The 12091-nt window shown below is 56.1% G+C and carries 13 protein-coding genes; 8 read left to right on the forward strand and 5 right to left on the reverse strand.

The features are described 5' to 3' along the window. Positions 1 to 6 precede the first annotated feature (6 nt). The gene (locus ACIRQ6_RS05295; RefSeq protein WP_420863095.1) at positions 7 to 1602 is read right to left on the reverse strand and encodes a peptide chain release factor 3; all 1596 of its coding nucleotides are present in this window, start codon (positions 1600 to 1602) and stop codon (positions 7 to 9) included. Between the two features lie 50 nt (positions 1603 to 1652). Continuing rightward, positions 1653 to 2666 (reverse strand): Hint domain-containing protein, encoded by a 1014-nt coding sequence (locus ACIRQ6_RS05300; RefSeq protein ID WP_420863096.1) that lies wholly within the window; start codon positions 2664 to 2666, stop codon positions 1653 to 1655. Positions 2667 to 2824: 158 nt separating this feature from the next. Between ACIRQ6_RS05300 and ACIRQ6_RS05305 the strand changes: the two genes are divergently transcribed. The 4 genes from ACIRQ6_RS05305 to ACIRQ6_RS05320 all read left to right on the forward strand — a co-directional run bounded on the left by ACIRQ6_RS05305 (position 2825) and on the right by ACIRQ6_RS05320 (position 7033). Further along, a complete protein-coding gene (locus ACIRQ6_RS05305) occupies positions 2825 to 3604 on the forward strand; it encodes an SDR family oxidoreductase (protein WP_420863097.1) in 780 nt (259 codons plus the stop codon). Between the two features lie 9 nt (positions 3605 to 3613). Beyond that, positions 3614 to 4741: a hypothetical protein gene (locus ACIRQ6_RS05310; RefSeq protein WP_420863098.1), complete on the forward strand. Its 1128-nt coding sequence runs from the start codon at positions 3614 to 3616 to the stop codon at positions 4739 to 4741. Positions 4742 to 4813: 72 nt separating this feature from the next. Further along, positions 4814 to 5854: a methyltransferase domain-containing protein gene (locus tag ACIRQ6_RS05315; protein ID WP_420863099.1), complete on the forward strand. Its 1041-nt coding sequence runs from the start codon at positions 4814 to 4816 to the stop codon at positions 5852 to 5854. A gap of 63 nt (positions 5855 to 5917) precedes the next feature. After that, positions 5918 to 7033: an ABC transporter ATP-binding protein gene (locus ACIRQ6_RS05320; RefSeq protein ID WP_420863100.1), complete on the forward strand. Its 1116-nt coding sequence runs from the start codon at positions 5918 to 5920 to the stop codon at positions 7031 to 7033. A 24-nt stretch (positions 7034 to 7057) separates the two neighbouring features. On the opposite strand, the gene ACIRQ6_RS05325 is transcribed toward ACIRQ6_RS05320, so the two are convergent. Beyond that, positions 7058 to 7729, reverse strand: coding sequence for a helix-turn-helix transcriptional regulator (locus ACIRQ6_RS05325; protein ID WP_420863101.1), 672 nt, complete (start codon positions 7727 to 7729; stop codon positions 7058 to 7060). 203 nt (positions 7730 to 7932) lie between these two features. On the opposite strand from ACIRQ6_RS05325, the gene ACIRQ6_RS05330 reads away from it, so the two are divergent. The 4 genes from ACIRQ6_RS05330 to ACIRQ6_RS05345 are packed head-to-tail and all read left to right on the forward strand — an operon-like array spanning position 7933 to position 10429. Next, complete coding sequence (locus tag ACIRQ6_RS05330; protein WP_420863102.1) at positions 7933 to 8148, forward strand: twin-arginine translocase TatA/TatE family subunit; 216 nt, start codon at positions 7933 to 7935, stop codon at positions 8146 to 8148. Between the two features lie 30 nt (positions 8149 to 8178). Further along, complete coding sequence (gene tatB, locus ACIRQ6_RS05335; protein ID WP_420863103.1) at positions 8179 to 8697, forward strand: Sec-independent protein translocase protein TatB; 519 nt, start codon at positions 8179 to 8181, stop codon at positions 8695 to 8697. Further along, the gene (gene tatC / locus ACIRQ6_RS05340; protein WP_420863104.1) at positions 8694 to 9587 is read left to right on the forward strand and encodes a twin-arginine translocase subunit TatC; all 894 of its coding nucleotides are present in this window, start codon (positions 8694 to 8696) and stop codon (positions 9585 to 9587) included. The genes tatB and tatC overlap by 4 nt, the downstream gene beginning before the upstream one ends. 11 nt (positions 9588 to 9598) lie before the next feature. Then, a complete protein-coding gene (locus ACIRQ6_RS05345; RefSeq protein WP_420863857.1) occupies positions 9599 to 10429 on the forward strand; it encodes an ATP-binding protein in 831 nt (276 codons plus the stop codon). A gap of 47 nt (positions 10430 to 10476) precedes the next feature. Here ACIRQ6_RS05345 and ACIRQ6_RS05350 read toward each other — a convergent pair whose 3' ends face one another. Both ACIRQ6_RS05350 and ACIRQ6_RS05355 read right to left on the reverse strand, forming a co-directional pair. Continuing rightward, entirely contained in the window at positions 10477 to 11286 is an 810-nt protein-coding gene (locus ACIRQ6_RS05350) for a spondin domain-containing protein (RefSeq protein ID WP_420863105.1), read from the reverse strand. Positions 11287 to 11519: 233 nt separating this feature from the next. Beyond that, positions 11520 to 11972 (reverse strand): hypothetical protein, encoded by a 453-nt coding sequence (locus tag ACIRQ6_RS05355; RefSeq protein WP_420863106.1) that lies wholly within the window; start codon positions 11970 to 11972, stop codon positions 11520 to 11522. Positions 11973 to 12091: the final 119 nt, after the last annotated feature.

The following is a 12091-nucleotide window of genomic DNA, read 5'->3' on the forward strand; positions in this document are numbered from 1 at the left end:
ACTTGATTAGACCATCATTTCCTTGGTGGCGGTCAGGCTTACGTCTGGGTAATCCCGCTCCACCCGGTCAATATCCCACTGCAAGCGCGTCAGGTAAACCGTGTCGCCGTCGTTATCTGTGGCGATGTGTTGTTTGTTTGCGGCGATGAATTTGTCTTTGGCCGCTTGATCGCCTGCAACCCAGCGGGCCGAAGTGAATTGCGAGGCTTCAAAGCGCACAGGCAGGCCGTATTCCAGTTCGATCCGGCTGGCGAGAACCTCGAATTGCAAGGCGCCTACAACGCCGACGATATAGCCAGATCCAAAGGTCGGTTTGAACACTTTGGCGGCCCCTTCTTCGGCAAATTGCATCAGGGCCTTTTCCAAGTGCTTGGATTTTAGCGGATCGCCTGCGCGGCAGGTTTGCAAAAGCTCTGGCGCAAAGGATGGAATACCCGTGACGCGGATTGCTTCGCCTTCGGTCAGGGTGTCGCCAATGCGCAATTGACCGTGGTTTGGGATGCCGATGATGTCGCCGGCCCAAGCTTCTTCGGCCAACTCGCGGTCCGAAGCGAGAAACAGCACAGGGTTGCTGACGGCCATCGGTTTTTTAGTGCGCACATGGGTTAATTTCATGCCCCGTTTGAAGTGACCGGACGCCATGCGCAAAAACGCCACGCGGTCGCGGTGCTTGGGGTCCATATTGGCCTGCACTTTGAAGACAAAGCCCGCGACTTTGCTCTCTTCTGGGGCAATTTTGCGTGGCTCGGCGTTTTGGATCTGCGGCTCGGGACCGTATGTGGCGATGCCGTTCATCAATTCCTGCACGCCAAAGCTGTTGATCGCGGAGCCGAACCAGATGGGTGTCATGGTGCCCTCGAGCAGGGCTTTGGGATCCAACGGCGGCAGTAATTCGCGCGCCATTTCAATCTCTTCTAGGAACGTTTCCAATAGATCCGCAGGCACCAATTCGGCCAGTTTAGGATCGTCGAGACCCTTGATTTTGATCGATTCCGCGATGGTGTTCCGGTCAGCGCGATCCATCAATTGCAGCTCATCACGCAGCAAATCATAGCAGCCGACAAAGTCGCGGCCACGGCCGATGGGCCAGCTCGCCGGCGAGACGTCGATCGCAAGGTTTTCTTGGATTTCGTCAATTATTTCGAAGGTATCGCGGCTTTCGCGGTCCATTTTGTTGCAAAAGGTCAAGATGGGCAAATCGCGTAGACGGCAGACTTCAAACAGCTTTTGCGTCTGGCTTTCCACGCCTTTTGCCCCGTCGATCACCATCACGGCGGCATCAACGGCTGTGAGGGTCCGGTAAGTGTCTTCGGAAAAGTCCGAGTGGCCGGGGGTGTCGACCAGATTGAAACGGTAGGTGTCGAAATCAAACGACATAGCCGACGCCGAGACCGAGATCCCGCGATCCTTTTCCATCTGCATAAAGTCCGAACGTGTCCGGCGCGCTTCGCCTTTGGCGCGCACCTGTCCAGCCATTTGAATGGCGCCACCGTAGAGCAAAAATTTCTCGGTCAGGGTCGTTTTGCCAGCATCAGGGTGGCTGATGATCGCAAATGTGCGGCGACGGGCAATTTCGGGCGGAAGTTCGGGTCGATTTGACATGAGGGGCATATAGGGCAGGCCGTAAGGCGGCGCAATCCTAGACGCAAACGCTAGGAAAGGGAGGCGCGGCGCAGAACTTCGGCAGCGTCGACCAATTTGACCTCACCATCGCTGATTTCATAGCCATGATCCGAGGCGTCGCGGCTGTTGAGCCGCGTGGCCAGCGCATTTTGGACGTCTTGGGGTAAATGCCTGCTGTTGAGGGCGTCGATGACCATGGTTTCGGCAGCGATCCCTTCGGCATAGATGATGTGATGTTCGTCAAACAGGATCTGGACATAGTCGATAAATCCACCGGGTTCCTCGATCACCGTGGTGCCGTTGACCAGATTTTGCGCCTTGACCAGAATTTCGGGACGGCCTGCGCCCACACGGTCGGTGCGTTGGTAGACAAAGAGCCGGTGATTGGGGCTAAGGATCAGATCGCCGAGGTTGTTCAAAGTGCCAGCTTTGATCCGAATGGGGCTTAGTGGGCCCACAGCGCGGGCGGTTTGCTTGCCGATCCAGCGTATTTCCTGTGCGCCAGCATCGCGGGTCAACACCCTGTCGCCGGGTTTGAGGTTTTCGATTTTGCGCTGCTCGCCTGAGGCCAATGTGATATGCGTGCCCGCCGCAAAAGCCACGGCCGAAACATCTGCCAGCTTGGCCGAGGGCGTGTCGGTATCGATGCCCACAAGGGTGTAGCGCGTGTGCACATCCAAGCTGCCCAAAGGGTGCAAATAGATCGCCTCGACCCCTTGTTCATAAAGCTCAACAAACAAAAGGATTTCGCGGGTGCTGCCGTCGGGGGCCATGAATGTCAGGCAACTGTCCACGTGGACTTCTGCGTTTGGCATGCCCAATTCGCTGTCTTGGCCGATGTAGAAATGGCTGGCTTGGGCCACGGCACTCAGCCCCAAACGGGCCGTGGGCGCACCTTTGGTCAGGCTGTAGATGTCTTCGACCTGCAATTCCTCGGCAAAGCTAATGGCGTCGCCCACGTTCACGCCTTCGATAGCGCAAAACGCTTCGGCCCGAATGACGGGAATGGATTGCAAGGCGGCGGGGGCAGGGTTTTGAGACATTCAATTCACTCGGCAACGCAACAGGATCACTGCGTCTGAGTTACATAGAATTTGGGCAGGTTAACGTCAACGGAAGGGAATTTTAGCGCCATTGTTATTTCTTCACAGTCTGGGCAGAGTGCGCGAGATCAAAGGAACCAAGCAGGGGAGAAAAGCGCATGGATTTAGGGATCTCGGGCAAAACAGCATTGGTGTGTGCCTCGTCCAAGGGGCTGGGATTAGGCTGTGCCGAGGCTTTGGCTGCGGCTGGTGTGAACCTTGTGATGAACGGGCGTACGTCCGAGACGTTGTTGGCCGCCGCCGATGCAGTTCGTTCAGAATTTAACGTGACGGTGAAAACGGTTGCCTGCGATATCACCACTGCCGATGGGCAGGCCGAGGCCATGGCGGCTGCGGATCAGGTGGATATCTTGGTCAACAATGCAGGTGGCCCGCCCCCCGGTTTGTGGTCGGATTGGGATCGCGAGGATTTCATCGCAGCCCTTGATGCCAACATGTTGACACCGATTGCCCTGATGAAAGCCAGCCTGCCTGCGATGATGGATCGTGGATGGGGACGGGTGGTTAATATCACTTCGCAATCCGTTCGCGCGCCGATCCCGCAGCTGGGTCTGTCGAATGCAGCACGTACGGGCCTGACCGGTTATGTGGCGGGCACTGCGCGGCAGGTGGCGGGATCTGGCGTGACAATCAACAACCTGCTACCGGGGATTCATGCCACGGACCGCGCTGATGCGCTGGATGGCGGCGTGGTTGCGGCCCAAGGCATCACCCTGGACGAGGCGCGCGCGCAACGGGCCGCCACAATCCCCGCGCGGCGTTATGGGACGCGATCTGAATTTGGCGCGGCCTGCGCGTTTTTGTGTTCCCAACATGCGGGCTTTATTGTGGGGCAGAATATTCTGATGGATGGTGGTGGCACGAATATCACCATGTAGGCCCCTGATATGGCAGAGAAATATTCGCTAAAGGACGAGTTGTTTAATTTGGAAAAGATCCGCTATTTAGAGGGGCTTTTTCATGCAGCTGATCCCAGTTTTCCAGCTGAGGCTTTTACCAAGCAGGTCATGTCGCAGCTGTTGGATCTTGAACTCAAGGCGCGGGCTGAATGGATTGCCGACTGCTTGGCCGAAGTCCTTCCACGTGATGTAGAGGCCCTTTTTACAGCGATTGAAAAGGCCTTGCCGCCACCTTTGGATCCCAACAGTCTGGATGATGATTTCGGTGATTTCATCTTTTGGCCCTTGGGCGAGGTGGTGGTGCGTGCCGGATTGGACGGCCCGGCGCGCCCGGTTTTGGATATGCTGGAGGCCCTGACACAGCGGTTCACTATGGAGTTTCCTATCCGTGCGGTTCTGAACCGCTGGCCGGATGCGACGCTGGCCCGGATGGAAGATTGGGCCATGCATCCCAGCAGCCACGTGCGCCGATTGGCCAGCGAGGGCAGTCGCCCAAAACTGCCATGGGGGCAGGGGATCGGGCTGGCTGTAGAGGCCCCTTTGCCGATTTTGGATCGCTTGCACGGGGATCGTGCCCGCTATGTGACGCGGTCCGTGGCCAATCACCTGAATGACATCACCAAAACCAACCCTGATCTGGTAATGGATCGTCTGGAGGCGTGGCAAAAGGCCAGCCACCAAACGCCCAAGGAACTGGATTATATGACCCGCCATGCCCTGCGCAGTTTGATCAAGGCGGGGCATCCGCGCGCTTTGGAAATTTTGGGATACAAACCAGATGCTGATGTCGTGGTCAGTGACTTGACCATCACGCCCAGCCCTGTGGCGATTGATCAAAAAGCGCAGATCAGTTTTTCGCTGTCTGCCTCGACCAAGACGCCAGTGCTTGTCGATTATGTCATTGATTTCATGAAATCAAATGGCAAGACAGCGCCAAAAGTGTTCAAGCTGAAACAGGCCGTTGTGGTGCCGGATCAGCCTCTTGTCCTGACCAAAGCCCATCTGTTCAAAGGTGGCGCCACGACCTTTCGCCTTTATCCCGGGGCGCACCGATTGCATGTGCAGGTCAATGGCCGCATCCGCGCCAGCGTCGATTTTGATCTCACGTCGGCGTGATTGTGTCGCTTTGAAATTGCCAGCGTAATGATCGCGCTCTAGCACCAAAGCAACGCAATAGAGGAATCCCCCATGAAGCATGAGAATGTCCAAGAGTACTACGGCAAGGTTTTGCAATCCTCCGATGATTTGCAAACCAACGCGTGCTGCACCCCCGCCGAGATGCCGCAATACGTCAAAGACGTGCTCAGCCAGCTGCATGATGAGGTTCTGATCCGTTATTATGGCTGCGGTTTGATTGCCCCTCTGGGTCTCAAAGGGGCGCGTATTCTGGACCTTGGCTGTGGCGCGGGGCGCGATGTGTATGCCCTTAGCGCGCTGGTTGGCGAAGACGGGTTTGTGGTTGGGGTTGATATGACCGACGAACAATTGGCCGTGGCCACGTCACACCAAGACTACCACGCCAAGCAGTTTGGCTACGCCAAGCCCAACACGGCATTCTATAAAGGGTTCATCGAAACTTTGGGTGATTTGCCGTTGGATCTGGGCAGTTTTGACATCATCGTCTCAAATTGCGTGGTCAATCTGGCCACGGATAAAAAGGCTGTTCTGAAGGGCGCCTTTGATCTGCTGAAACCCGGTGGCGAGATGTATTTTTCCGATGTTTACGCCGACCGCCGCGTGCCCCGTGCAATGGCTGAGGACGAAGTGCTTTATGGTGAATGTCTGTCTGGGGCGCTCTATTGGGGTGACTTTGACCGGATCGCGCGCGACGTTGGCTTTCTGGATCCGCGCATGGTCACCACGCGGCCTTTGACCATCGAAAACCCCGTGCTTGAGGAACGGGTCAAGCCTCTGTCGTTCCAATCGACCACTTACCGCTTGTTCAAACTGGACCAGTTGGAACCGGAATGTGAGGATTACGGGCAGGCTGTGATCTACAAAGGTAGCATCGAAAACGCGCCCCATGGGTTTGATTTGGATGACCATCATCATTGCGCCACGGGCAAAGTTTTCCCTGTTTGCGGCAACACGTGGATGATGTTGCACGACACGCGGTTCAAGGATCACTTTGAGTTCATTGGAGATTTCGACACCCACTACGGTGTGTTTGAAGGCTGCGGTGCGTCGTCGCCATTTGCCGCATCTGATGATGAGGCCCCTTGCTGCTAGGGGCTGGCATTGCTAAGGAACGGTGATTTCTGATTGTTTTGATCAGATACTTGGAACCCGTTGATGCCTGAGCCACGTCCCGACATACGTCCTGAGCCACGTCTACAGATCAAAAACCTGAGCCGCTTTTATGAAGGGCGCGCTGTGGTGAATGATGTCTCGCTCACTGTGCAGCCGGGGCAAGTGACCTGCCTTTTGGGGCCGTCGGGCTGTGGTAAATCCACGACCCTGCGATTGATTGCAGGGGTCGATCACCAAGATCAGGGTGAGGTCTATGTGGATGGGCAGCTGATTTGTGATGGCGCTTCGACCGTACCACCCGAGGCGCGATCCATAGGCCTGATGTTTCAGGATTTCGCCCTTTTTCCGCACCTGAACGTGGCCCAAAACGTGGGTTTTGGGGTCAGTGGATCCAAAGCGGACAAACGCCAACGGGTGCTGGCCCTGCTAAAGCGGATGGGGCTGATGCATCACGCCAAGGACTATCCTCATCAACTGTCGGGTGGTGAGCAACAGCGCGTGGCCCTTGCGCGATCCTTGGCCCCGCGCCCTAAGATTATGTTGATGGACGAGCCGTTTTCGGGCCTAGACAATCGGTTGCGTGACGGGATCCGCGACGAGACGTTGGAAGTGTTAAAGGAAGAGGGCGCGGCCGTTTTGCTGGTCACCCACGAGCCGGAAGAGGCCATGCGCATGGCCGATGAAATCGCCCTGATGCGCGATGGTCAAATTATCCAGCAAGGGGCGCCCTATAATGTCTACAACGCCCCCGCAGACAAGCAGGCGGCAGCATTTTTCAGCGATATCAACGTGATAACGGGGACTGTTCATGGGGCGTTGACCGATACGGCCTTTGGTCAGTTCCTCGCGCCGGGTGTTCCCGATGGCACCAAGGTCGATATCGTGATCCGGCCTCAGCACATTAAAATCGACTTTGATCGTCATGGTCGTGGCCCCAATCCCACGCCGCAAGATGGCACACCCGCACGCGGCGTGGTGGAGCGCGCCCGGTTTATGGGCAACGAAAGTCTGGTGGAATTTCGGATGGATTTTGATGGCTCTGTGATGAAGGCCACTATTCCGTCGGTTTTCTTGCCAAAGGCGGGTACGGCGCTGTGGTTAATGATCCGGCGCGACCGGTGTTTTGTGTTTAATCATTCAAAGACGCGCCCGGCATAGAGGGCCTTGCAAAGATAGGCCACACTAAGTTGGATCGTTAAAGTCCGCCAAGGTCTTTCCCGGTTCATCCACGAAAAGCTGGGGTAGAATGCTGAGTTTTTCGATGCGGTCGACACGCAGTACTTCGAAATCGTCCCGCATCTCGCACCAAACCGTCACAGTCCACACCCGGCCCCAGTATTCCAATTGTAGCGGACGAACGGTGCGGGGCAGGGTTTCGCTTTCGAGGGTTTTATAGAGCAAATCCAGTTTTTGCCGCGACCGGATCGCGCTGCGGATATTGGGCATAAACTGGAACCCCTTGGCAGCATCCGCAAAGGGATAAATGGCAAAACCCCAACCCGTGGGGGCGGCTTGTCGATCCTCTGGCAGGACGGCGTCGATCTTGGCCGATAGGCTGGCGGCGGCTTCTTTGAGTTCATCGTCTGCAGCCTCGCCTACGATAGACATGCCCAGATGGAGCGCCTCCAGTTCGGTTTTGGTCAGGTTCAAAGGGGGAAGGGTGATCTGTGCCGTGATAGAATAGCCCAAACCGCGCGTGCCCTCGATGGGAATACCCGAGGCCATGAGCGTATCCATGTCGCGATACACAGTGCGCACCGAAACCTGCAAACGTTCTGCGAGGTCTTCGGCGCGGGTCAAACGATCCCCGCGCATCAATTGCACCAATTCGATCAATCGGTCGGCGCGCTTCATGGGCTGATTCCCCTCTGTTTGGGCGTCTAAAATGCTGCTTACTGACAAAAAACTGTCAACTGACAGGATAGTGTCACAAATAACACCTGCACCAGTCCAAAACGTGGTTAATCACGGGTTTTTTGCCTTTTGCACCTGCGGCATTGGCCCTATCACAGCGGATGTAGCATGACGCGCGGCTGGTCGCGCCAAGGAGACTGACAATGTTGAACAATATTGGCCCTATGGGTTTTCTGCTGATCGCCGTTGTGGTGTTGGTTCTGTTCGGACGGGGCAAAGTATCAAGCCTGATGGGCGAAGTGGGCAAAGGCATCACCTCGTTCAAGAAGGGTATCAAAGAAGGCACCGACGAGTTGGATCAAGAAGCCGCTGAAGTGGCCAAAGACGTCACGCCTGACGCGGAAAAAGATAAAGCATAAGACGCCCCTTTTGTCCTGAGAGGACTTTGAATGTTTGGTTTAGGCTGGGGTGAATTGATGGTTGTGGGCGTTGTGGCCCTGATCGTGGTCGGCCCCAAAGATCTGCCGGTGATGTTTCGCACGCTTGGTCGGTTTACCGGCAAGGCCAAGGGCATGGCGCGGGAATTTTCCAAAGCGATGGATCAAGCCGCCGATAGCGCGGGTGTCAAAGACGTGGCCAAAGATCTCAACAACATCGCCAATCCGCGCAACATGGGCTTAGACAAGCTTAATGATGCGGCCACGGCGTTTGAAAACTGGGATCCTGCCGGCCGTTCCGAGGAAAAGCACCACACCAGCCAAAAGGCGATGGGGGCCGAGACCGCGAAACTGGCACAAGAACGTGCCGAGGCGTCACGCAAAATTCATCAAAAGACAGCCGAAGCCGAAGCCGGCAAGCGCGCCCGTGAGGCCCGTGCGGCCCTCGACAAAGCCGAAGCAGAACTGGCGGAAGTCACAGCAAAATCTGCGGACACCAAGCCTGCAGAACCAAAGGCAGATGGCGCATGAGCGACACGGACCAAATCAACGACAGTTCAGCCCCGCTGATTGAACATCTGGCGGAACTGCGCACGCGGTTGATCCGGTCTGTTCTGGCCTTTGTGGTGGCGATGGTCGCCTGTTTCACGGTTGCCGAACCGATCCTGAATTTTCTGGCCGAGCCGATTGCAGATATCTTGCGGCAACGGGGCGAAAACCCGCAGCTGATCTTCACCGCGCCTCAGGAAAAGTTCTTTGTGTTGATCCGCATTTCGATCATCATGGGGCTGGGTCTATCGTTCCCAGTGATTGCCTATCAGATGTGGCGGTTTGTGGCGCCGGGCCTTTATAAATCTGAACAAAACGCGTTCTTGCCGTTTATTGTGGCCTCGCCATGCTTGTTCCTGCTTGGGGCTGCCTTCGCGCATTACGTCGTGACGCCGCTGGCGATGAACTTTTTCATCGGGTTTTCCGATGCGATCCCTGCGCTGACCTCGATCCTCACGGGGGAGGAGCGGGTCACAGACGACAACGAGATCCGCACAGTGTTCTTGGGGTCTGTGCGCGAGTCGCTTGATGTCTCGCTCAAGTTTATCTTTGCCTTTGGCCTCTGCTTTCAATTGCCTGTGTTGCTGACTTTGATGGGTAAGGCTGGATTGGTCTCAGCCGACGGGTTGAAGGCGGTGCGCAAGTACGCGGTTGTTGGAATTTTGGTATTGGCTGCGTTGGTCACGCCGCCTGATGTGATTACGCAAGTCATTCTTTTTGTTGTGGTTTATGGCCTCTATGAAGTGTCTATTTGGTTGGTGAATGGCGTGGAACGCCGTCGCGAACGCAAGTTGCGGGCCGAAGGTCTTTGGGATGAAGACATCCATGGAACGGGCACCGAAGGCGATGACGATGAGGATGACAAGACGTGACCACGGACCCGATGGTGCGGATCGCGCAGGCGCTGGAACGTATCAGCCCGCCGCCGCAGGATGCCCCTGATTTCGATGTTGCTGATGCGTTTGTCTGGCATACGGGCCCGGACCGTCTGGCCCCTGTCGCCCGGGTGAACCGTGTGGATCTGGATCTGCTGGTGGGCATTGGCCGCTCCCGCGACACACTGCTGCAAAATACGCTGCAATTTGCCCAAGGGATGCCTGCAAACAATGCCCTGTTGTGGGGCGCGCGGGGCATGGGCAAATCATCTTTGGTCAAAGCGATCCATGGGGCCGTGGTGGCGCAGGGATACCCTTTGAAAGTGGTCGAGCTTCAGCGCGAAGATCTGCCATCTGTGGGGCGTTTGCTGACGCTTTTGCGTAGTTCCAAGGCGCGGTTTGTGTTGTTTTGCGATGATCTGAGTTTTGGCCATGATGATGAGCATTACAAATCCCTCAAGGCGGTTTTGGACGGCGGGATTGAGGGCCGTCCTGAAAACGTGGTGCTTTATGCCACTTCAAACCGCCGTCATTTGATGCCGCGCGATATGATTGAAAATGAACGCAGCAGCGGGATTAACCCTTCTGAGGCGGTCGAGGAAAAAGTGTCCTTGTCGGATCGCTTTGGGCTGTGGTTGGGGTTCCACCCGTGCAGCCAAGACGACTATCTTGCGATGATTGACGGCTACTGTACCGCCTACGGTGTGGTGATTGAGCCTGACGTCATGCGCGCCGAAGCGATTGAATGGCAGGCCACACGGGGCAGCCGGTCTGGCCGTGTCGCGTGGCAGTATTTCACCGATCTTGCTGGCCGCAAAGGCATCACGCTGCAGACCTAAGTGTTGCGCGGCAAGACAACCTGCCGCGCACCTGTTTTTAGCACTCGTTACGAACGATTTTGGCGACGGCGGGCAAGGCCCATGACGCCAAGCCCTACCAGCAGCAAGGGCATGCCTGCAGGCAATGGAACTGGGGCCACTTGGCTAAAGCTGATTGAGGCAAGGCGGGTTCCAACATCCGCACCATCCACAATAAATCCTGCCGCCGTGGGCTGCCCAAAGAGGAAATCCAGCGACGAGACGCTTGATACAGTGCCCGTGGTGTCTGTGGCGGTTCCACCGGCCGTAGAAAACGCAGCGCCTTGACCGTCGTTTTCCTCGGTTCCGCCGTCCCAAACATCGTCGATGTCCACAAAGATTGTCGCAAGGTCCGTAAACAAGCCCGCACCGTCAAAGAGTTCATAGGCGGTCGCACTACTGTTGCCGATAAACGTGTCGTTGGACGGAATCACCATCGATAGAAAGGAAAAGTAGCGGTTGCTGGTTGGGTCCAGATCGATGGTAAAGCTGCTGACCTCGCCTGCGTCCAAAACAGGGGGCTGACCGGGCATAGAGCCAAAGCCGGCAGGACCTGTCGCCACTGCGGTTTGCGCGCCAATGTTCAGGGCGTTGACGCGATCGATCTCGCTGCCAACCATGCCTTCTTCCGCGATGGCCTCGAGTTGCGTTGAGGCGGCTTGGCCTTCGGTAAAGCCCGCATAGGTGCCGTCATGAAACACATTGAGCAGCGGGGTTAGGTATAGCCCGTTTTCCTCGCTGAGGTTTTCGATCGTCACTTTTACAGATGCGGCCTGGGCACCACTTGTGGTCAGCGCCAGAGCGGCCCCGAGCACGCTGGCTTTTAGTATGAATGTCATTTGTAATCTCCATGTTGAACAACACCCCTGTCAGGTGTCGCAGCCATAGGGTTCAAGCCATTGATCACGTTCAACCCAACGGGATTTCACGGCTGCGAGAGGGGCCCGTAACACATTGAAATCATTGCCTCACGCAGGGATCACTTGGACGTTATGCAAAACGTGATGTGGCATCTGTTCAGCGCATCTGCGGCAGATGAGCAGGGACCCTTAGGGCGGTGGATTGTGGGCTGTTACTGTCCCAAGACCTTGAATATCGCTGCCGTCTTTGGGTCCATTGAATAGTAACGCTCGATTTTGAGGTCATCGCGCAACGCGTCTTCCGGCGTTCCAAATTGTGCGAGTGTCGCAAACATCGACAGCTTATATTCGCCGTTGTTGAAGACGGTTGGAATGAAGGGGCTGGATCCCAAGCGGTCACAACCTTCGACCTGACTAAGCTTTGCGCTAGCGTGGTCAAATTGAGGGATGCCGCCAAGGGCTGTGTTGTACAGTCGCAACCGTCTGGCAGCGTGATGCGCCACTTCGGGCCAGTTTTCGATAACATTTGGCGAGATATCAGATGTCATCAGTTCGACCAAACTGTTGCCTATTGTGACCCCCGATTGACCATAAAGCTGGGCCGGAGCTGCATTGAATTGGATGACGGTCCAATAACGATCAACGGCCAAACCCGGATATGGCATATAGGTCTATCGCATCTGCTCGATGGTCTGAGGGATCGGGTTCATTTCGGCATCGGAGCAATCAAGCGGAGGGTCCTGTGCTGCAAAGATTGCGTCGGATTTTCAAGGCGGGGTATCGC

Source organism: Algirhabdus cladophorae (assembly GCF_044772865.1).
GTDB classification, from domain to species: domain Bacteria; phylum Pseudomonadota; class Alphaproteobacteria; order Rhodobacterales; family Rhodobacteraceae; genus Algirhabdus; species Algirhabdus cladophorae.